At 69.2% G+C, this 20,495-nt stretch carries 18 protein-coding genes; 10 read left to right on the forward strand and 8 right to left on the reverse strand.

Features of this window, described 5'->3' with window-relative positions; all coding sequences use genetic code 11:
- Nucleotides 1-945: 945 nt before the first annotated feature.
- Nucleotides 946-2,946 carry a chromosomal replication initiator protein DnaA gene (dnaA, locus tag ABVB68_RS03020; RefSeq protein WP_353599267.1) on the reverse strand — a complete coding sequence of 667 codons (2,001 nt, stop codon included), beginning with the start codon at nucleotides 2,944-2,946 and terminating at the stop codon, nucleotides 946-948.
- A gap of 394 nt (nucleotides 2,947-3,340) precedes the next feature.
- Between dnaA and rpmH the strand changes: the two genes are divergently transcribed.
- The 10 genes from rpmH (at nucleotide 3,341) to ABVB68_RS03070 (ending at nucleotide 10,475) form a co-directional block, all read left to right on the forward strand.
- Entirely contained in the window at nucleotides 3,341-3,478 is a 138-nt protein-coding gene (rpmH, locus tag ABVB68_RS03025) for a 50S ribosomal protein L34 (RefSeq protein ID WP_003975051.1), read from the forward strand.
- A gap of 21 nt (nucleotides 3,479-3,499) precedes the next feature.
- Nucleotides 3,500-3,871 (forward strand): ribonuclease P protein component, encoded by a 372-nt coding sequence (gene rnpA, locus ABVB68_RS03030; RefSeq protein ID WP_353599268.1) that lies wholly within the window; start codon nucleotides 3,500-3,502, stop codon nucleotides 3,869-3,871.
- Complete coding sequence (yidD, locus tag ABVB68_RS03035; RefSeq protein ID WP_353599269.1) at nucleotides 3,868-4,233, forward strand: membrane protein insertion efficiency factor YidD; 366 nt, start codon at nucleotides 3,868-3,870, stop codon at nucleotides 4,231-4,233. Before rnpA ends, yidD begins: the two co-directional genes overlap by 4 nt.
- Before the next feature lie 3 nt (nucleotides 4,234-4,236).
- Nucleotides 4,237-5,517, forward strand: coding sequence for a membrane protein insertase YidC (yidC, locus tag ABVB68_RS03040; RefSeq protein ID WP_353599270.1), 1,281 nt, complete (start codon nucleotides 4,237-4,239; stop codon nucleotides 5,515-5,517).
- Between the two features lie 15 nt (nucleotides 5,518-5,532).
- Entirely contained in the window at nucleotides 5,533-6,045 is a 513-nt protein-coding gene (locus ABVB68_RS03045) for a Jag family protein (RefSeq protein WP_353599271.1), read from the forward strand.
- Between the two features lie 118 nt (nucleotides 6,046-6,163).
- Nucleotides 6,164-6,880, forward strand: a complete 717-nt coding sequence (gene rsmG, locus ABVB68_RS03050; protein ID WP_353599272.1) for a 16S rRNA (guanine(527)-N(7))-methyltransferase RsmG — start codon at nucleotides 6,164-6,166, stop codon at nucleotides 6,878-6,880.
- A gap of 32 nt (nucleotides 6,881-6,912) precedes the next feature.
- On the forward strand, nucleotides 6,913-7,074 hold the full coding sequence (locus ABVB68_RS03055; protein ID WP_353599273.1) for a hypothetical protein: 162 nt from the start codon (nucleotides 6,913-6,915) through the stop codon (nucleotides 7,072-7,074).
- 291 nt (nucleotides 7,075-7,365) lie between these two features.
- The gene (locus ABVB68_RS03060) at nucleotides 7,366-8,439 is read left to right on the forward strand and encodes a ParA family protein (RefSeq protein WP_353599462.1); all 1,074 of its coding nucleotides are present in this window, start codon (nucleotides 7,366-7,368) and stop codon (nucleotides 8,437-8,439) included.
- On the forward strand, nucleotides 8,436-9,533 hold the full coding sequence (locus ABVB68_RS03065) for a ParB/RepB/Spo0J family partition protein (protein WP_353599274.1): 1,098 nt from the start codon (nucleotides 8,436-8,438) through the stop codon (nucleotides 9,531-9,533). Before ABVB68_RS03060 ends, ABVB68_RS03065 begins: the two co-directional genes overlap by 4 nt.
- 324 nt (nucleotides 9,534-9,857) lie before the next feature.
- Complete coding sequence (locus ABVB68_RS03070) at nucleotides 9,858-10,475, forward strand: GNAT family N-acetyltransferase (protein WP_353599275.1); 618 nt, start codon at nucleotides 9,858-9,860, stop codon at nucleotides 10,473-10,475.
- 110 nt (nucleotides 10,476-10,585) lie between these two features.
- Here the strand turns inward: ABVB68_RS03070 and trxA are convergent, their stop codons facing one another.
- From trxA to ABVB68_RS03105, 7 genes are all read right to left on the reverse strand, one after another.
- A complete protein-coding gene (gene trxA / locus ABVB68_RS03075; protein WP_353599276.1) occupies nucleotides 10,586-10,918 on the reverse strand; it encodes a thioredoxin in 333 nt (110 codons plus the stop codon).
- A 54-nt stretch (nucleotides 10,919-10,972) separates the two neighbouring features.
- Nucleotides 10,973-11,944 (reverse strand): thioredoxin-disulfide reductase, encoded by a 972-nt coding sequence (trxB, locus tag ABVB68_RS03080; RefSeq protein ID WP_353599277.1) that lies wholly within the window; start codon nucleotides 11,942-11,944, stop codon nucleotides 10,973-10,975.
- Nucleotides 11,945-12,094: 150 nt separating this feature from the next.
- Complete coding sequence (locus ABVB68_RS03085; protein ID WP_353599278.1) at nucleotides 12,095-13,024, reverse strand: RsmA family anti-sigma factor; 930 nt, start codon at nucleotides 13,022-13,024, stop codon at nucleotides 12,095-12,097.
- Complete coding sequence (gene sigM, locus ABVB68_RS03090; protein ID WP_353599279.1) at nucleotides 13,021-13,746, reverse strand: RNA polymerase sigma factor SigM; 726 nt, start codon at nucleotides 13,744-13,746, stop codon at nucleotides 13,021-13,023. Before sigM ends, ABVB68_RS03085 begins: the two co-directional genes overlap by 4 nt.
- 25 nt (nucleotides 13,747-13,771) lie before the next feature.
- The gene (locus ABVB68_RS03095) at nucleotides 13,772-15,493 is read right to left on the reverse strand and encodes a protein kinase family protein (RefSeq protein ID WP_353599280.1); all 1,722 of its coding nucleotides are present in this window, start codon (nucleotides 15,491-15,493) and stop codon (nucleotides 13,772-13,774) included.
- A gap of 118 nt (nucleotides 15,494-15,611) precedes the next feature.
- Nucleotides 15,612-17,966: a murein biosynthesis integral membrane protein MurJ gene (gene murJ / locus ABVB68_RS03100; protein WP_353599281.1), complete on the reverse strand. Its 2,355-nt coding sequence runs from the start codon at nucleotides 17,964-17,966 to the stop codon at nucleotides 15,612-15,614.
- A 45-nt stretch (nucleotides 17,967-18,011) separates the two neighbouring features.
- On the reverse strand, nucleotides 18,012-20,384 hold the full coding sequence (locus ABVB68_RS03105; protein ID WP_353599282.1) for a DUF6049 family protein: 2,373 nt from the start codon (nucleotides 20,382-20,384) through the stop codon (nucleotides 18,012-18,014).
- Nucleotides 20,385-20,495 lie beyond the last annotated feature (111 nt).

The following is a 20,495-nucleotide window of genomic DNA, read 5'->3' on the forward strand; positions in this document are numbered from 1 at the left end:
GGGGTCAAGTCGCTCGGAGGGGCAGCCGGGGTCGAGACGGCGAGTTGTGCACAGGCCCCGCTTCGAAGCTATTCCCGCTCTCTCTCTAGTCGGGAGTAGTAGTAGGGCCTGTGGATACCGTGGATAACCACGTTTTCCCAGCTCAGGGCCGAAATTTTGTCCACCGGGCCTGTGGGTGGAGGCGGTGGACAACCGGGGGTCTCTGTGGAGAAGGAAAAGTTCTGCACACTCCGCCCACAGCCCGAAGGCAGTTCTCCCCAGCTGTGTCCCCAGGTTTACCCACGTTTCCCACACCCCAACCCGGCACCTTCGTGTGACGGCTTTCACTCGACACGGTGACGGGGGGCGTCGGGTTGCCGAACAGTGGACAGCCATGTGGAGAAGCAGGTGATCGCTGGGGACAACCGGCCCCAGCCTGTGGGCCGACGGTGGACAACTTCGTGCACAGCCTGTGGATCTTCGCTTCGTCCACAGTCTGTGGAGATCGTTCGTCCACGATTCCACAGGCAGCTGAGCTGGGCGGACGTCGTACGAACAGGCTGCCTGTGGACGTGGTTCGGGACAACTTCGCGGTCCCCAGGATGTGGACGGCAGAAAGTCACCGAATCTGTGGAGGGTGGCCGTGACCAGACGCGTAATCGAACACCCGATGGCGAACGGGAGACGGCCGACAGCCCGCGAGGGCCCCTCCACAGACCTGTGGACCCGTCCCGGGAGCCGTTCGCGGCACCCCCGAACCCGTTCCGCACGACAGCGGGATCGCTACCGGTCTCTCAGCCGGCAGTGGGCCCCACCGCCCGTCTCCCAGCCGGGTGCGTGGCACCGCCGAGAGCGTCAGCCGGGTGTGTGGCACCGCCGAGAGCGGCTCGGGGCGTCCCGGAACGCCGGAGGGCGCCCCCGGGGTGACTCCCGGGGGCGCCCTCCGGCGCGGTCGTACGGCCGGCGTCAGCCGTTCTTGATGCGGTTCGTCAGCTCGGTCACCTGGTTGTAGATCGAGCGGCGCTCCGCCATGAGCGCGCGGATCTTGCGGTCGGCGTGCATGACGGTCGTGTGGTCGCGGCCGCCGAACTGCGCGCCGATCTTCGGCAGGGACAGGTCGGTCAGCTCACGGCACAGGTACATGGCGATCTGCCGGGCGGTCACCAGCGCGCGTCCGCGCGAGGTGCCGCACAGGTCCTCCACCGTCAGCCCGAAGTAGTCCGCGGTGGCCGCCATGATCGCCGGTGCGGTGATCTCGGGTGCGCTGTCCTCCCCGCCCGGGATGAGGTCCTTCAGGACGATCTCGGTCAGGCCCAGGTCCACCGGCTGCCGGTTGAGCGAGGCGAACGCCGTCACCCGGATCAGCGCGCCCTCCAGCTCACGGATGTTCCGCGAGATCCGGGACGCGATGAACTCCAGCACCTCCGGCGGCGCGTTCAGCTGCTCCTGCACCGCCTTCTTGCGCAGGATCGCGATGCGCGTCTCCAGCTCGGGCGGCTGGACGTCGGTGATCAGGCCCCACTCGAAGCGGTTGCGCAGCCGGTCCTCCAGCGTCACCAGCTGCTTGGGCGGCCGGTCGCTGGAGAGCACGATCTGCTTGTTGGCGTTGTGCAGGGTGTTGAAGGTGTGGAAGAACTCCTCCTGCGTCGACTCCTTGTCCGCCAGGAACTGGATGTCGTCGACGAGCAGGATGTCCATCTCGCGGTAGCGCTTGCGGAAGCTGTCGCCCTTGCCGTCGCGGATGGAGTTGATGAACTCGTTGGTGAACTCCTCCGAGCTGACGTAGCGCACCCGTGTACCCGGGTAGAGGCTGCGCGCGTAGTGCCCGATGGCGTGCAGGAGATGGGTCTTGCCGAGCCCCGACTCCCCATAGATGAACAGGGGGTTGTACGCCTTCGCGGGCGCCTCGGCGACGGCCACCGCGGCCGCGTGCGCGAACCGGTTGGAGGCGCCGATGACGAACGTGTCGAAGAGGTATTTCGGGTTCAGGCGCGCCGTCGGCTCGCCGGGACCGCTCGCCGGCGCGGGCTGCGCCGCCAGCGGACCGGGGGCACCGGCCGGGGATCCGTCGGGGCGGCCCGGTGCGCCACGGTGCCCGTGGCCGCCGCCCGCCGGCTGCTCGGGCAGCTCCCGGCGGACGCTGTCGCGCTGGTCGTACTCGGTCCGGGACTGCTCGTAGTCGGAGCGCCCCGGGTCGTAGTCGGGGCGGGAGGACTCGTAGTCCCCGCGCGGGCCGTCGTACTCGCCCCGCTGCTGCTCGTAGGACGGGCGGTCCATCCCCTGGCGGTCCCTGCCCTGGTGGCGCTCCCTGCCGTGCGCGCGGTCCCTGCCCTGGGAGCGGTAGTCCTGGGACGGCGAGCCGTAGGGGTCGGTGCCGGAGCCGTAGGAGTCCTGGGACGACGGCGAGGCGTACGGGTCGCGCTCCGGGAAGCCGAGCCGCGGCTGCTGCCAGCCGTAGTCGTCCTGGTTGGCGCGCGGCCAGGCGCCGGGCTCGGGCCGCTGGTACTCGGACGGGTAGGCGGGGCGCGCGGTGGGGAGCTGGTCGGCGCGCGGCTGCGGCTCGGTGCCCGGCAGCTGGTCGGCGCGGTGCCGGCCGTAGCCCTCGTACGGGCCGGACGGCAGCTCCGGCTCCTCGTAGCGCGACTGGGACGCCTGGTGCGCGGAGGGTGCCGCGGGGGGCGGCGGTTCGCCCGCGGAGTCGTCGACGGTGATCGCGATGCGGATCGGCCGGCCGCACTCCCGGCTGAGCGTCTCGCTGACGATCGGGGCGAGGCGGCCCTCCAGCACGTTCTTCGCGAATTCGTTCGGCACGGCGAGCAGCGCGGTGTCCGCGACCAGCGCCAGCGGCTGGCAGCGGCGGATCCAGTGCTCGTCCTTCACCTCGACGCCCTGTCCGCGGCCCTCCCCGAGGAGCTGCTCGAGTACTCGTGGCCACACTGCGGCAAGATCGGCAGGTACGTCAGCCACAGGGCACGCTCTCTCGCAGGTCCCACGATCGTGTGGTTGTGGGACGGATGGGGATGGAATCCGGATGCCGGGCGGGGCGAACCCGCTCGGCCGGGGATAAAGGAACGAATCGGAGTTCAGCCACGGTAGTCAGCGCGACGGGTACGGTTCAAGTTGTTGTCCCCAGCCTGTGGATAGTGTCTCTCCACGACCCGCGGTTTGACCGAATGGCGCAGCCCCGCGTACCGTAACCAGGTCGAGTTGTCGATGGCTGCTGCCGCCTGCCTCCGATGGGCACAGATCACGTCAGGTGATCGGGAAGCGGTGCACTCGGGCGTGAAGCGAGCTACTCGTGGGCGCACGGTGACAGCCAGGACGGCACCCCGCCACTACCGAATCTTTCTGGAGCCCCCGAGTGAGCAAGCGCACCTTCCAGCCGAACAACCGTCGTCGCGCCAAGACCCACGGCTTCCGGCTGCGTATGCGTACCCGTGCCGGCCGCGCGATTCTCGCGACCCGCCGTAGCAAGGGTCGCGCCCGTCTGTCCGCCTGATTCCGATCAGGTCATGACGTCGTGCTGCCCACCGAGAACCGGCTGAGGCGGCGCGAGGACTTCGCGACCGCGGTGCGACGAGGTCGTCGGGCAGGCCGTCCGACCCTCGTCGTCCACCTTCGTAGCGGTGCCACGGACCCGCACGCGCCTGGGGAGAGCGCTCCCCCGACGCGTGCGGGTTTCGTCGTGAGCAAGGCTGTGGGTGGAGCGGTCGTGCGCAACAAAGTCAAGCGCAGACTGCGTCATCTGATGCGGGACCGGGTCACCCTCTTTACCCCCGGTAGCCTGGTAGTCGTACGAGCGCTGCCCGGAGCGGGTGACGCAGACCAGGCACAGCTGGCCCGAGACCTGGACGCCGCTGTTCAGCGGCTGCTGGGAGGGGGCGCACGATGAAGTACCCACTACTGGCCCTGATCAAGCTGTACCAGTGGACGATCAGTCCACTGCTGGGGCCGGTGTGCAAGTACTACCCGTCGTGCTCCCACTACGGCTACACGGCCATCGACCGGCACGGTGCGGTCAAGGGAACGGCACTCACCGCCTGGCGCATCCTCCGGTGCAATCCGTGGTCGCTCGGCGGTGTGGACCATGTTCCGCCGCGCAAGCGCCCGCGGTGGCACGAAATGCTGCGCAACGCTTGGCGCGCACGCACGGGCGGGTCCTCCGCCGCCGAACCGGCCACCGAAGAGAAGCTCTCTTCCGAGCTTCCTCCGAGCCCGGCCGCAGAGACTTCGTCCCATGCCCAAGGAGCATGATTAGTGGACACGATTGCCAGCTTCTTCAGCTTCATCACGACACCCGTTTCATGGGTCATCGTCCAGTTCCACTCGGTGTACGGCGCCATCTTCGGCCCCAACTCCGGGTGGGCCTGGGGCCTGGCCATCGTGTCCCTGGTGATCCTGATCCGCATCTGCCTGATCCCGCTCTTCGTGAAGCAGATCAAGGCGACCCGGGCCATGCAGACGCTCCAGCCCGAGATGAAGAAGATCCAGGAGCGCTACAAGAACGACAAGCAGCGTCAGTCCGAAGAGATGATGAAGCTGTACAAGGAGTCGGGTACCAACCCGCTCTCCTCGTGCCTTCCCATCCTGGCGCAGTCGCCGTTCTTCTTCGCCCTGTATCACGTGCTCAACGGCATCGCCTCGGGCAAGAAGATCGGCGTCATCAACGACTCGCTGCTGGCGAGTGCCCGTCAGGCGCACATCTTCGGGGCCCCGCTCGCCGCGAAGTTCCGGGACGGCAGCAGCACGATCCAGGCGCTGGGCGCCTCGGTCACCGACGTCCGCGTCGTGACCGTGATCATGATCGTCCTGATGTCGGCCTCGCAGTTCTACACGCAGCGCCAGCTGATGACGAAGAACGTCGACACCACGGTGAAGACGCCGTTCATGCAGCAGCAGAAGATGCTGATGTACGTCTTCCCTCTGATGTTCGCCTTCTTCGGCATCAACTTCCCGGTCGGTGTCCTCGTCTACTGGCTGACCACCAACGTGTGGACCATGGGCCAGCAGATGTACGTCATCCGCAACAACCCGACCCCCGGTTCCAAGGCCCAGGCCGCCTACCTGGAGCGCCTGGCCAAGCACGTCACGCAGCACGGCAAGGTCCGTCGCCGGAGCGAGAAGACGATCATCAAGGCGATCGTCGCCAAGGGCCGCGACCGCAACGAGTTCGAGCGCAAGTTCATCAACGCCCTGAACAAGGCCGGCCTCGCCGCCCAGACCGACGGCAGCGTGCTGAAGAGCACGTCCCAGGCCGCGGTGCAGGGCGAGGACGGCACGACGACCGGCACGACGGCCACCGCGACCGCCACCGCCCGGCGCCAGCAGCCCAAGCGTCAGTCCAAGTCCCAGCGTCAGTCCGGCACGGTCAAGCAGGCCGACGAGGCGCTGTCGCTGGAGAAGTCCGACGAGCCGCAGGACGCCAAGCCCGCCGCTGCCAAGCAGCCCCAGAAGCCCGGCTCCGCCGCCCGCAGCAAGGCCCAGTCCGGCCAGCGCAAGGGCGGCCCGCAGCGGCCCAAGTCCCCGTCCAAGAAGTAAGAAGGAGTCCATCCCGTGACGGAAGGCACCACCTCCGCCGCTGCCGAGGGTGCAGACACCCTCACTCGCCTGGAGCAGGAAGGTGAGATCGCGGCGGACTATCTGGAGGGTCTGCTGGACATCGCCGACCTCGACGGCGACATCGACATGGACGTCGAGGCCGACCGCGCGTCCGTGTCGATCATCAGCGACACCGGCGGCCGCGACCTGCAGAAGCTGGTCGGCCGGGACGGCGAGGTGCTCGAGGCACTGCAGGAACTGACGCGCCTGGCCGTGCACCGGGAGACCGGTGACCGCAGCCGGCTCATGCTGGACATCTCGGGTTTCCGGGCCAAGAAGCGGGGCGAGCTGACCGAGCTGGGCGCCGAGGCCGCCGCCGAGGTGAAGAGCTCCGGCGAACCGGTGAAGCTCAAGCCGATGACCCCGTTCGAGCGCAAGGTCGTGCACGACGCGGTCAAGGCCGCGGGACTGCGCAGCGAGTCCGAGGGCGAGGAGCCGCAGCGCTTCGTCGTCGTGCTTCCCGCCTGATCGGCACTCCACGTTCCACCGGCCCCGTCTGTTGAGCAGACGGGGCCGTACTTTGTCAGCCTGGTAGTTCTGGTGGCCGGCGCGCGAAGCGCCGGCGCTGTACGGAAGGACGGTCCCCGTGACGGAGTCAGCGGAGCTTCCCCCCGCGCCCGAACAGGCGCGGGAAGTGTTTGGTGAGCGCTTCGCCGATGCGGTCCGCTACGCGGAGCTGCTCGCCGAGGCGGGCGTGCAGCGTGGCCTGATCGGCCCACGGGAGGTGCCCCGCCTGTGGGAGCGGCACCTGCTCAACTGCGCGGTGCTCTCCGAGGCGGTTCCCGAGGGCGTGACGGTCTGTGACGTGGGCTCCGGTGCGGGTCTGCCGGGTATTCCGCTGGCCCTGGTCCGCGAGGATCTGAACATCACCCTGCTGGAGCCCCTGCTGCGGCGCACCAACTTCCTCACCGAGGTCGTCGAGCTTCTGGGCCTGGACCATGTCACCGTGGTGCGGGGGCGGGCCGAGGAGGTCCTGGGCACCCTGCAGCCCGTCCACGTGGTGACCGCACGGGCCGTGGCCCCGCTGGACCGGCTGGCCGCCTGGGGCATCCCGCTGCTGCGTCCGTACGGCGAAATGCTCGCGCTCAAGGGCGACACCGCCGAGGAGGAGCTGAAGGCCTCGGCCGCCGCGCTCAGCAAGCTCGGTGCGGTGGAGACGTCCATCCTGCATGTGGGCGAGGGCATCGTGGACCCGCTGTCCACCGTCGTCCGGGTCGAGGTCGGGGAGAGCCCGGGCGGCGTGCGTTTCGCGGCCAAGAGGGCGAAGGCGGCCCGGACGGGCCGTACACGCAGGCGCCGCTGAACACGTCGGAGTCGGTACGGTGTGGCGTGCGGATGACGGCGTCGCAGTGGTACGGCGGCGTGTGGATGACGCATGCGGAGCGGTACGACGGCCTGCGGATGACGTCGGCGGAGCGGTACGGCGGCCTGCGGATGACGCTGGGCCGGTCCGGTGACGGGCCGGTCGTACTGATCATCCGTACGGATCCGTCCTGACGACGAGACGTACTCCACACAAGCTGCCAAACCTACGCAGGACGGAGTGTCGCCAGGTTTCGGCCCCGGCCGCTGTGCATCGTGTTTCACGTGAAACGTCGCTCACTGCTGCACGGCATCATCAGTCGTGGCCGCGCTGCGGCCGAACCTCGCGACCGGAAACCTCTCGGATCACTCGGAGAGGACGCCGCTTCCCGGGGCACTCCGCCACCTTCTCAGGGCACGGAGTTGTCCACAGAGGTGGATTTCTCCACAGAAGACCAGGCCTCACTGGTTCACGACCCCGAAGGCATGGGAGGCTCTGTTCATTGCGAGCCTGAAGTCGAGGAGAGTGAATCCGTGCGGTCCGACGCCAACATCGCGGGACCGATGACCGATCCGGTCCCCGGTCCCCGTACCGAGTCGATGGGGGTGGATGTTTCACGTGAAACACCGCCTCCGATGGACGACACTCCCATCGGTCGTGCGGCCCAACTGGCGGTGGAGGCTCTTGGCCGCGCCGGCGAAGGCCTGCCGCGACCGGAACAGACCCGAGTGATCGTGGTCGCCAACCAGAAGGGCGGAGTCGGCAAGACGACGACGACCGTCAACCTTGCCGCTTCGCTGGCTCTGCATGGTGGCCGCGTCCTGGTGATCGACCTCGACCCGCAGGGCAACGCATCCACGGCCCTGGGTATCGACCATCACGCCGAAGTTCCGTCCATCTATGACGTGTTGGTGGAGAGTAGACCTCTCGCCGAAGTCGTCCAGCCCGTCCCTGACGTCGAGGGCCTCTTCTGTGCCCCCGCCACCATCGATCTCGCCGGTGCGGAGATCGAGTTGGTGTCGCTCGTGGCCCGGGAGAGCCGGCTGGAGCGTGCGATCCAGGCATACGAGCAGCCGTTGGACTACATCCTCATCGACTGCCCGCCCTCGCTGGGCCTGTTGACGGTCAACGCCCTCGTCGCGGGTCAGGAGGTCCTCATCCCGATCCAGTGCGAGTACTACGCGCTGGAGGGCCTGGGCCAGCTGCTGCGCAACGTCGACCTGGTGCGCGGGCACCTCAACCCCACGCTGCATGTGTCGACGATCCTGCTCACCATGTACGACGGCCGGACGCGTCTGGCGTCGCAGGTCGCGGAAGAGGTGCGCACCCATTTCGGTGACGAGGTGCTGCGGACGAGCATCCCCCGCTCCGTGCGCATTTCCGAGGCACCGAGCTACGGGCAGACGGTGTTGACCTACGATCCTGGATCGAGTGGTGCCCTCTCCTATCTTGAGGCTGCCCGAGAAATCGCGCTGAGGGGCACTGGCGTCAGTTATGACGCGAGCCAGGCCCACATCGGCGCCCAGAACGACCCGAGCATGGTGGAGGGGATCCAATGAGTGACCGACGGAGGGGGCTGGGCCGCGGACTCGGCGCCCTGATCCCCGCTGCTCCGACCGAGAAAACACCCGCCTCGGCCGCTATGGGAGGCGGAGCCTCCGCCTCCCCGACGGCCGTTCCGGTGCTGACGACCGACCGTGGTGTGGCCGCGGCGAAGGTGACCACCCTGCCCCCTGTTTCACATGAAACAGAGGAACCGTCGGCGAGCCCGGTACCGGAGACGTCCGTGTCTCCGGTGGGTGCCCACTTCGCGGAGATCCCTCTCGACGCCATCACGCCGAACCCGCGTCAGCCCCGCGAAGTCTTCGACGAGGATGCCCTCAGCGAGCTCGTGACCTCCATCCAGGAGGTCGGCCTTCTGCAGCCTGTCGTCGTACGGCAGCTGGGGCCGGACCGCTACGAGCTGATCATGGGCGAGCGGCGCTGGAGGGCGTGCCGCAAGGCCGGCCTGGAGGCCATCCCTGCCATCGTCCGGGCCACGGACGACGAGAAGCTCCTCCTGGACGCGCTGCTGGAGAACCTGCACCGCGCGCAGCTGAACCCGATCGAAGAGGCCGCCGCCTACGATCAGCTGCTGAAGGACTTCAACTGCACCCATGACCAGTTGGCCGACCGGATCGGGCGTTCGCGCCCGCAGGTGTCCAACACCCTGCGTCTGCTGAAGCTCTCGCCGACGGTTCAGAAGCGTGTGGCCGCCGGAGTGCTCTCGGCCGGCCACGCCCGGGCCCTGCTGTCCGTCGAGGACTCGGAGGAGCAGGACCGGCTGGCTCACCGCATCGTGGCCGAGGGACTGTCGGTCCGATCCGTGGAAGAGATCGTGACGCTGATGGGCTCCCGGCCTCAGAAGGCCTCGCGCTCGAGGGGGCCGCGGGCCGGTTCGGTGCCCTCCCCGGCGTTGAGCGAGCTTGCCACCCGGCTCTCGGACCGCTTCGAGACACGGGTGAAGGTCGAGCTGGGCCAGAAGAAGGGCAAGATCACCGTCGAGTTCGCCTCCCCGGACGACCTTGAGCGGATCCTCAGCACTTTCGCACCCGGTGAGAAGCTGGCCCTCCAGAAGGCGCGGGAGGACGAGTCCGAGGAGATGGACGACTGATCCTCGGGTGAATGCCGCCCCGGCTGGGCAGGGAGCGGGTCGTGTCCGGTGTGCACCGGAACACGGCCCGCTCTTTGCTTTGAGGCGGTATCGAGTGAATCGCATCGTGGATACGATGCGGGCAGGTATGGCGCGTCCACCGGGCAGCATCTGCATCTCTGAGTGGGGAGACGGAGACCATGCGATCGATGAGCCGCACCGGACTGGTGAGCGCGGGTCTGAGCCTGGGAGTGGTCGGCGGATTCGTCGGCAGCTTGTTTCGGGAACGGAGCGCTCTGACAGCCGCTCGCGATGCGGCGGCGAAGGAAGTGAGGATCAGCCTTCATGGGGCGTCGGCTCGTGCCGCTCACGCTGGACAACCTTCAGGATCTTCCCAATCGATGCCGCTCGTGCGTCTTCTGGGAGCTGGACCCCGTCAGCGGCGAAGCGGCGGTGAAAGCAGACAGGTCAGCGCAGGAGAAGGAAGCCTGGATCTCCGCCGTCCTGCTGGACTGGGGGTCCTGCGGCCGCGTGGCGTACGTGGATGACGTGCCGGTGGGTTTCGTGCTGTACGCCCCGCCCGCCTATGTTCCGCGCTCGACGGCCTTTCCCACGAGTCCCATCTCGCCTGACGCCGTACAGCTGATGACGGCCTTCGTCATGCCCGGCTATCAGCGGCAGGGACTGGGCCGCGTGCTCGTACAGACGGTGGCCAAGGATCTGCTGCGCCGGGGCTTCAAGGCGATCGAGGCGTTCGGAGACGCCCGCTGGACGGAGCCCGCCTGTCTGCTGCCCGCCGACCATCTGCTGGCCGTGGGATTCAAGACCGTCCGGCAGCATCCGGCGCATCCCCGGCTGCGGCTGGAGTTGCGGTCGACGCTCTCCTGGAAGGAAGACGTGGAGATGGCGCTCGACCGGCTGCTCGGAGCGGTTCAGAAGGAGCCGGCGCTGAGACCGCTGTAGGAGCGACGGCGGCCAAGAGCCCAAGCGAATGGGCCAACCCCGAGGGGTTGGCCCATTCGTGTTTCACGTGAAACATGTACCGCCGACTGCCGGCGGCACCGGCGTTCGCCTTACTTGGTGATGAACTCGTCCAGGTCGCGAAGGATCGCGGCCTTGGGCTTGGCGCCAACGATGGTCTTGGCGACTTCACCACCCTGGTAGACGTTCAGCGTGGGGATGGACATCACGCCGTACTTGGCGGCCGTGCCGGGGTTCTCGTCGATGTTGAGCTTGACGATCTCGATCTGGTCGCCGTGCTCGGCCGCGATCGCCTCCAGCGAGGGGGCGATCTGGCGGCACGGACCGCACCAGGCGGCCCAGAAGTCCACCAGAACGGGCTTGTCGCTCTTGAGGACTTCCTGTTCGAAGGAGTCGTCAGTCACATTCTTCAGGGTGCCGGCCACGGCGGGCTCCTTGTCCTAGTCGTGCGATGGGGCGGGGGAGGGGAAGGGGAAAGCTCAGACGGCGGCGGTCTTCTCGGGCTCCGCCTTGTCCTCGTCGGCGAGCGCGGCGAGGAACCGCTCGGCGTCCAGTGCCGCGGAACAGCCGGTGCCGGCCGCGGTGATCGCCTGGCGGTAGGTGTGGTCGACCACGTCACCGGCGCCGAAGACGCCTGTGACGTTGGTGCGAGTGGACGGGGAGGCGACCTTCAGGTAGCCCTCCTCGTCCAGATCCAGCTGACCCTTGAACAGCTCGGTGCGCGGGTCATGTCCGATCGCGATGAACAGGCCGGTCACGGGAAGCTCGGACAGCTCACCGGTCTTGACGTTGCGCAGCTTCAGACCCGAGAGCTTCTGATCGCCCTGGACCTCGGCGATCTCGCTGTCCCACACGAACCTGATCTTCGGGTCGCCGAAGGCGCGCTCCTGCATCGCCTTGGAGGCCCGCAGCGTGTCCCGGCGGTGGACGACGGTCACGGACTTCGCGAAGCGCGAGAGGAAGGTGGCCTCCTCCATCGCGGTGTCACCGCCGCCGATCACGGCGATGTCCTGGTCCTTGAAGAAGAAGCCGTCACAGGTGGCACACCAGGAGACACCGCGTCCGGAGAGCGTGTCCTCGTTCGGCAGGCCCAGCTTGCGGTGCTGGGAGCCGGTGGCGACGATGACGGCCTTCGCCTGGTGGACCGTTCCCGCGGTGTCGGTGACGGTCTTGATCTCTCCGGTCAGGTCGACCGAGACGACGTCGTCCGGAATCAGCTCCGCGCCGAAGCGCTCGGCCTGTGCACGCATGTTGTCCATGAGCTCGGGACCCATGATGCCGTCGCTGAAGCCCGGGTAGTTCTCCACCTCGGTGGTGTTCATCAGCGCGCCACCAGCGGTGACGGCGCCCTCGAAGACCAGCGGCTTCAGCGACGCGCGCGCGGTGTACAGCGCGGCCGTGTAGCCTGCCGGCCCGGAGCCGATGATGATCACGTTACGGACGTCGCTCACGGCTTGGTTCCTCGTCTCTGGTCTGCGTCGGTCCACCTGTGGGAGCGCCTTTCAGAGCTCTCACCCCACCCAACGGATCCTACGGGGCCCGCATTCCCGCGGTGTCCGGGCACACGCAGGTGCGTATCCGAGTGACGAAGCGCTCCGGCCTCAGGCGCGGGTGAAGGACTGCTTCAGCAGCACCTTCCCGGCGGAGACGGGCTGCCGGCCGACGCACGCCGCGTCCACCACATAGGCGGTGACACGCGCGCCGTCCTCGGCGTCGGGCACCACGACCAGATAGGCGGCCTTCCCGTCGTACGTGCCCGTCTTGGCGCCCAGGACGACGTCGCTTCGGTGCAGCGCTTGCCGGACGCAGTCCGGAACCGGGGCGTTGGTCTGCAGCAGCGTGTTGGCACTCTCGGTCGTGCCCGGGGTGCTCTGCCCGCTCCCGGCATCCGTTCCGGGCTCCCGCCCCGTGATCTCCCGCCGATCCTCCTTCTTGCTGCTGAGGAGGCCCTTCACCTGGCTCTGGACGCTGTCGCCGGAGAAGGGAGCGACGGACGGGGTCGGCTGCCCATGAGCGGTGGTGTCGGAGGAGTGGTCGCCGAGCGACTGCAGGAGCAGGGATCCGGTACCCAGGAAGGCCGCGGTGAGCACTGCCCCCAGGACCACCTGCTTCCGGCGCCGGCCGCGCTTGCCCCCCTTGCGTCCTGGGCCGGACGCTGCCTGAGGACGCCCGGCCGGCCGCATGGACGGGGTCGATGTTTCACGTGAAACACGACTGTCGTCGTCGGTCGGCTCCGGCGAACCCGGGATCTGGGCGTCCGAGAGGTCCGGTGCGGAGGCGCTGAGCAGCGCTTCGGCAGCGAGGGCGGCATCGATACGCCCGGCCACGTCAGCCGGCATGCGCTCCGCCCCCGGCACGGATCCCAGAAGTCCGCGGATCTCCTCCAGCGAGGCATGGACGTCCGTACACAGTTCGCAGGCGTCCAGATGGCGCCGGACATCAGCGCTGCGGCCCGGTGGCAGCAGGCCTTCGGTGAGGTCGGAGATCTCCGCGACGTCCGGGTGCCCGGCCGTGTCTGTCGTGGAAGTCACGCTCGCCCACCTCCGCCCTTCACTGCGGTTGAATCACTTGGTCCCGTGCCTTCGGGGCTGTCACCCGGAGACTCCGTTGCCGGTGGGACGGATGTCCCCGACGCCCGGTTCCGTCCGGGGCCGGGTTCTTCCCCGCTTCGGGCGCCCTCGGGCCGGAGGTGGGTCAGCAGGGGCAGCAGCCTGGCTCTGCCCCGGGCACAGCGGCTCTTCACCGTCCCGGTCGGCACGTCGAGGATCCGAGCGGCCTCGGCCACGGGGTAGCCCTGCATGTCCACGAGCACCAGAGCGGCCCGCTGGTCGGGCGGAAGGGTGCCCAGCGCTTCCAGGAGCTGACGGTGGAGGTCGTTTCGCTCGGCCGGCGCCTCGGCCGACTCGTGCGGCTCCAGAAGCTGCTCCAGCCGGTCCGTGTCGTCGACCGGAGAGGTCTTCCGGGAGGCCGCCTTACGGACCCGGTCCAGACAGGCATTGACTGTGATGCGGTGCAGCCAGGTGGTGACGGCCGACTGCCCCCGAAAGGTGTGTGCGGCTCGGAAGGCGGAGACCAGGGCGTCCTGGACCGCGTCAGCGGCCTCCTCGCGGTCCCCCAGCGTCCGCAGTGCGACCGCCCAGAGCCGATCCCGATGCCTCCGCACGATCTCGCCGAAGGCGTCCGGGTCGCCCTCCACATGGAGGGCGAGCAGTTCCCGGTCGCTCACACCGTCGTATCCGGCGCCGTCCGCCATCTGCCCCCTCCGGTCCGGTGAGACGTCAGCCCGCGAACTTCACTTCGCTGATCGCCTGCTTGTAGCCGGCGCCGGAGTACAGGGTGGAGTCGTACCCCGACTGCGGCACGGCCGTGAGCCAGACGAGGACGTACTGCGTCTTGACCGACTTGCCGGGCTTCACCGTAGCGGTGGTGCCCGTCGTCGTGACGCTGCCGATGCGAGTCATCGAGTCCAGCGAAGCGGGTGACAGCGAGTCGGCGGCGTACAGCTCGACCGTCGTGTGGTCGCCGGCGTAGCGGAGCCCGATGTCGGCCGTACTGATGTGCTTCGCCGAGCCCAGGTCGTAGACGATGCCGACCCCCGGCTTGAGGGGCGCGATCGTGGGGCCTTCGTTGAAGCTCTTGGTCCGCCAGTAGGTGGTCGCGTCCCCGTCGTACGTCTTGGCCACGTCGCCGGGGTGCTGAGCGTCTCCCTGGGCGACGAACTCCTGGCTGTTCCGGATCTTTATCTGCGCCGGGTTCGGCTTTGCGACGTTCTTGTCGCCGTCGTCCGTCGGCTGGGTCTTGTGGGTGTCGTCGGACGCGCCGCCCCGGTCCATCAGCGCGTCGGCCAACTGCCAGCTGCCGAGGCCCAGGGCGGCGATGAGAAGCGCCGACACCGCCCACTTCAAGGCCTTGCCGGTACGGCTCTGCAGCGGGGGCGGCGGAGGCGCGATCGGCTGGCCGGCACCGGGGTGCGGCGCCGGACGGCCGTACGTGCCCTGCTGGTAGGTCGTGCGCTGGTACTCGGGCGGAGCCGTGAACGACGGCTCCGGCGGGCGGATGCGCGGCATCTCGCCGATCGCCTTCACCAGCTCCTCGGGCGTGGTGCACGCGGCCTCATGGCGGGACGCGGTGGCCCCGTCGTTGACCAGGGCGCGCATGGCCAGTTCCGAGAGCCCGCGGTGGACGCCCGCCCGCACCTGGTCGGGTGCGATGAGCCCGATGTCCTTGGGAAGGCCCGACAGACCGTAGGCGTCGTCCTCGTACGGCCAGCGCTGGGTCAGCACCGCGTAGAGCAAGGCGCCGATCGCCTCGGTGTCGGCGCGCTGGGGGGTGTCGGAGGTGATGCCCCGAAGGGCGGCGTTCACGGCGAGCCCGCGGATGCGCCACTGGCCCGAGGACGTGCGCAGGACGGCGTTCGGGTTCAGCCGCAGATGGGCGAGGCCTTCGCGATGCGCGGCGGCCATGGCGGACGCGATCTGAGTGGTCATCTGGTAGGCGTCGTGCGGCTCCATCGGGCCGGCCGCGAGCAGCGCGGTCAGCTCGGTGGCGTCGGGCAGCCACTCGTGGACGACGTAGACGAGGTCGTTCTCCTCGACGGCATCGAGGACCTGGACGAAGCGCGGATCACCCAGCAGCGCGGAGGACCGGGCGGCGGCGAGGACGGAACGGGCCCGGGTGTGGTCCGCGGACAGGATGTGGACGCCGACGGCACGACGGAGTTTCTCGTCGACAGCACGCCAACTGCTGAATCCGTCCAGACGGGTGACGCACTCCTCCAGTCGGTAGCGTCTGGCGAGCTTGTGACCGCTGTGCAGTTCGGGCGAGGTCGCCTTCTGTCCGGGACTTTCGACTCCGCCGCTCCCCTGCGCCTCTTCGATGTCCGTGCCCCGCTCCGGGTTGTTGGCCACCCCGTCGGCCGTGGACTGGTCCGCCTTCGCGGTCAGCGGCTGCTCACCGCTGTTGTCTGCCACGTCGACGGCAGCCGTGCTCCGTTCCGCCACCGTCGTCCCTGCCTCCCCATCCGTTGCACGCTGTCCGACGCCGAAACCAATTGTGCCCACAGTCTGCCGCTATGCACGACACGCAGCGGCGAGCGATGGTTGTGCGCCTACCCCCGCCTCAGCGCCCCAGACGCCCGCGGACCATGCCCACGAGCGAGTTGAGTTCGTCGATGCGCATACGGCGGGCGGCCACGAAGAAGACGCCGAACAACACCGCGCCGCCCACGAACAGTGCGGCGAAGGAGCCGACCACGCCCTGGCCGACGGTGTGCCCGATGCCGTAGCAGGCCGCGCCGCTGAGCAGGGCCGCCGGAACCGAGGCGATGCCGAGCCGCGCATAGGTCCGCAGCACCCGTGCGCCGTCCAGGTCGCCCCCGAGCCGCTTGCGCAGCCGCCGCCAGGCGACGCCCACACCGATCGCGTAGGCCAGGCCGTACGAGGCGGCCATACCGGCGACCGCCCAGCGGGCCGGCAGCAGGAAGTAGCAGAGCCCGGCCGCGCCCGCGTTGAACGCCGCCACGATCACGGTGTTGTAGAAGGGGGTGCGGGTGTCCTCGTACGCATAGAAGGCGCGCAGGACGACGTACTGCACGGAGTACGGGATCAGGCCGAGGCCGAAGGCCATCAGCATGTAGCCCATGTTGACGGCATCGCTGATCCTCGCGGAACCGAAGATCAGCGTGCACATCGGGATGCCGAGCGCGAGGAAGCCGAAGGCGATGGGCACGATGGCGACCGCGGTGGTGCGCAGCCCCTGGGAGATGTCGTCCCGGACGGCTCCGCTGTCGTTCTCGGCGGCCGAGCGCGAGAGCCGGGGCAGCAGGGCGGCCATGAGGGAGACCGTGATGATCGCCTGGGGCAGACCCCAGATCAGCTGGGCGTTGGCATAGGCGGCGAAGCCGGTGCCCCCGACGCCGGAGTCCTTTCCGGCGGAGGTGGACAGCTGGGTGACCACCATGGCGCCCGCCTGGTTGGCGAGGACGAACAGGACCGTCCACTTGGCGAGCATCGCGGCCTTGCCCAGGCCGTGGCCCTTCCAGTCGAACCGCAGGCGGATCCGGAAGCCGGTCTCGCGCAGGTAGGGGATCATCGCCAGCGCCTGGACGACCAGACCGAGCAGCACACCGGCACCGAGCAGCCGCTGCCCCTCCGGCGGGATGCTGGTGACGCCCATGTGCGAGTTGGCGGCGGTGCCGTAGACCCAGATGAACAGGCCGAGCGAGATGATGATGACGATGTTGTTCAGGACCGGGGTCCACATCATCGCGCCGAACTTCCCCCGGGCGTTGAGGATCTGACCCATCACCACGTGGATGCCCATGAAGAAGATCGAGGGCAGGAAGTAACGGGTGAAGGTGACCGCGACGTCGTTGGCCGCCGGGTTGTCGGCGATGGTCGGGGAGAGCAGCCGCACCAGCAGCGGCGCGGCGAACATGGCGAGGCCGGTGAGCGCGGCCAGTGCCACCATGACCAGGGTCAGCAGGCGGTTGGCGAAGGCCTCGCCGCCGTCCTCGTCCTCCTTCATGGAGCGCACGAGCTGCGGTACGAAGACGGAGTTGAGGCCGCCGCCGACGGTGAGGATGTAGATCATCGTCGGCAGCTGGTAGGCCACCTGGAAGGAGTCGGCGAGGAAGCCGAGGCCCAGGGCGGCGGCGATCAGCGCGGAGCGGATGAAGCCGGTGAGGCGGGAGACCATCGTCCCCGCCGCCATCACGGCACTGGACTTGAGCAGTCCGCCGGCCTTGCCGCCCTTCTTCGCCGGGGCAGCGGGCGCCTCGGGTCCGGTGAAGCCGGCCGGACCGGAGGGGTCCGGAGCCGCTGCCGGAGCGGGTACCGGGGATTGCGGCGAGCCCGTGGAGGGAGCGGCCGCGTAGGCCGCCCCGGCGTACGGGTGCCCCTGCTGGGGACCCTGGCCGTACTGCGGCGGGTACTGCCCCGCGCCCGGCTGCCCGTAGCCGGGCGCCGTGGCGGGCCCGGGGACGCCCGTGGGCTCCATGGGCCCGCGGCCGCCGCCCTGCTGCTGGTCCTTGAAGAGGTGCGCGAAGGCGTCCGGCTCGTGGTACTCCTCGCCGGAGTGCGTCACGAGGTCGTCCACGCCCACGTACTGGGTCGTGCGCGGGTCGTCACCGTGGGGCAGGTACGGAGTCGTGGCGTCCGGCTCCGGGGCGGGGGTCTGGGCCCACACCCGTGGATCCGGGGCGTACGGCGACTGTGCGGGCGGGGCGTACAGCGGCTGCTGCTGGTCGTAGGTGCCCGGCGGCGGTGGCGGGTGCGCGGCGCGGTCGTAGAGCGCCTCGGCGACCGGATCCTGGGCGGTCAGGTCGTGCGCCCGGTAGGGGTCCTGCTCGTAGGCGTCCTGGAGATACATGTCCGCAGCGGGCTGCGGCGGTACCTGGCCGGGCTCCGGCGGCGTCTCGGGGTAGCCCGAGCCGGCCGCGCCCTGGCCGCGTTCACCGTCGTACGGCGCGTTCATGCTTACCCCACCTCATCGTCCCGGGCCCACCGGCCACGACATCGCTCAACGGTCCACTCTCTCACCCGTGCCGGACGGGTCGGCGCTTTCCGGTGCGGTGTCCGGTGCAGGGTCACTCGCCTGCTCCGGGTCGGCTGTCCCCGGGGCCGGGTCGGACTCCTCCGGGAGACGGTCTCCGGGTGCCTCGGGGTTCCCGGGCTCGTCGATGTCCTCCCCCGGCGTGCCGGGGCCGTCCTCGTCGGCCCTGCGGGCGGCCGCGCGCTTGCGGTGGGTGTACATCCGGAAGCCGGCCAGCACGAGGAGGAGGACGCCGCCGCCGATGACCAGCATCACCGTGGGCGTGACCTCGGTGACCTTCACGTCGAAGCTGACGGGCGCGCCGTACTCCTGGCCGTCCTCGGTGTACAGCTGGGCGATCACCGTGACCCGGCCGTTGGCGTTGGCCGAGGTGGCGAACTTCACGGACTGGCTGTGCCCGCCGGAGACCTCCACGGGCTGCTCGTCGTAGGCGTTGCCACCGATCTTCAGCCGGGTCGGCATGGTGGAGGTGAGCCGCAGCACCAGATGGCCGACGGGCTGGACCAGGTTGTTCTGGACGGTCACCGGGATGGTGGCGCTGCGGCCGGAGAGCTTGGTCTCCGACTTCTCGATCAGCTTCACCTGCCGGGCCAGTTCGTCGAGCCATGCCTCCACGCCGCCCCGGAAGCTGTCCGCCTCCGAGTTCCGGCCGCGCCAGGACGTGGACATCTCACGGTTTATGGCCCGCCCGAACGGGGTCACCACGCGGGACTGCCGGGAGAGGATCACCTGGAAGTTGTCGAGCTTGTCCCGGGTGCGTGCGATCTGCTCGAAGGCCGACCTCGGCAGTTCCTGCCGGCGCAGCGAGGAGGGGTAGGCGGACGTCGACGGGACGCGCCTGGTGGCGTTCGGGTCGGGCTTGGCCTTGGCCGCCGCCGTGAGGTCCTGGGGCTGGCTCCAGGTGCCCGTCTGCAGCGTCTTCAGGGCCGTCGCCATCGCCTGTGCCTGGCTCCCCGTGGGCATGCGCTGGGGGGCGACGACGATGCTGCGCTGCTCGTCGGTCTGGGCGTTCACCTCGAGGCTCTGTGCCAGGAACTGCTGCACGGCGAGCGTCGTCGAGCCCGCCTTGGTCAGATCGCCCTCGAAGGCGGTGGACAGCCGGGCGTCGGCGACCACCGCGGTGGTGCCGCCGCCGATGGGGCGGGCGGCGGAGGGCGTGTACGACAGCCCGGCGGTCTCCTGCAGGCTGTCGCTGCGGGCGATCACCTGGTCGGCTCCGGCGGACGTCGCGACCTTCATGATCGACGGGTCCACCGCGCCGTTCACGGGCCAGGCGAAGTCGGTGTTGGGCGTGACATGCAGCACAGTCTTGACGGTGGTGGCCGCGACGTCGGTGGCGTCCTTGAGATGGCTGAGCGACCCGGTGACGCTGGTGCCGTGGTGCGCCAGGGAGGCCAGGTCCGGGTCGGCGAAGGGCAGGGCGACGACCTCCTTGCCCGTCACCGCCTTCTGCAGGTTCGCCAGCCACTGCTTGGCGATCACCTGGTTGTCCCGGGACCCTGGCGTGGTGGTGCCCCCCGCGCCGGGGAGCCGGTAGTTGCCCGTCGCCATCGCATCCACCGAGGCCAGCAGGTCCGGATCGATCACCCACGTGATGTCCAGCTGGCTGCCCAGGTCCACCATCCGCGCCAGCCGGCCGCCAGGCGCGAGTTCCTTGGCCAGGTCGTCGTTGAGGAACACCGGCGTCTGAAGGTCGCCCGCGCCCGTCTTGGCCGTCATACGGACCGTGGAGAGCAGGGGCCACAGGAACGTCGTGCGGGTCTTGGTGTCGGCGTCGGAGGACTGCCACGGCAGGAACGTCCGCTGAACGCCGAGCACCTGGTCCCAGGGCTGGGCGGAGGTCTGGCCGGACAGGGAGACGCCGAACTCGTAGACGCCGTCCGTGCCGAGATCGAGCTTGTCCACCGGGACCGAGATGTCGAAGTGCTGGGCGACGCCCGGGGAGAGCTTGGCGAACTTCTCCACGTACTTGTCGCCGACCTCGGAGCCGATGCCGCCGTGCAGGTCGTCGGCGTGCCTGGCGACGGCGTCGATGGCCGAGCGGGTGTTCAGCTGAGGGCCCACCCGGAGGTCCACGTGGGCGCCGGTGACGGTCTGCTTGCCGTTGTTGGTCACCGTGCCGGAGACGGTCAGGGTGTCTCCGTCGCTCGGGGCGTTGGGGGTGAGCGAGTCCAGGGAGACGGACACCGTGTCCGAGGACGCTGCCTGGGCGGGGCCTGCGGCGGGCAGCTGGAGCAGTCCGGCCAGCAGGGGCGCACCCGCGAGCAGTGTGCCGGTGCGCCGCAGCCACCGGCGGGCAGGTGAGGCACTGGTCCCCTGGAAGTCAGCCGCCTCGGCCACGCGCTCGCCCGTCCCTCGTCGTCGTCAGTGGTCGTCGGAATGTGCGTCCACGCATGGTAACGATGCGCGTCGAGGGGAAGTGCCGCGGTCTCCTCCACAAGATCGAGAGAC

The sequence above is a fragment of the Streptomyces sp. NPDC096012 genome (genome assembly GCF_040426375.1).
GTDB lineage: Bacteria > Actinomycetota > Actinomycetes > Streptomycetales > Streptomycetaceae > Streptomyces.

Bases quoted from the DNA above. Each gene is read 5' to 3' on its own strand.
- ABVB68_RS03060 (WP_353599462.1), top strand. From the start codon at position 7,366: ATGGGAGGCTCTGTTCATTGCGAGCCTGAAGTCGAGGAGAGTGAATCC.
- ABVB68_RS03070 (WP_353599275.1), top strand. From the start codon at position 9,858: ATGGGGCGTCGGCTCGTGCCGCTCACGCTGGACAACCTTCAGGATCTT.
- yidD (WP_353599269.1), top strand. From the start codon at position 3,868: ATGAAGTACCCACTACTGGCCCTGATCAAGCTGTACCAGTGGACGATC.
- murJ (WP_353599281.1), bottom strand. From the start codon at position 17,966: ATGAACGCGCCGTACGACGGTGAACGCGGCCAGGGCGCGGCCGGCTCG.
- ABVB68_RS03065 (WP_353599274.1), top strand. From the start codon at position 8,436: ATGAGTGACCGACGGAGGGGGCTGGGCCGCGGACTCGGCGCCCTGATC.
- sigM (WP_353599279.1), bottom strand. From the start codon at position 13,746: ATGGCGGACGGCGCCGGATACGACGGTGTGAGCGACCGGGAACTGCTC.
- ABVB68_RS03055 (WP_353599273.1), top strand. From the start codon at position 6,913: ATGACGGCGTCGCAGTGGTACGGCGGCGTGTGGATGACGCATGCGGAG.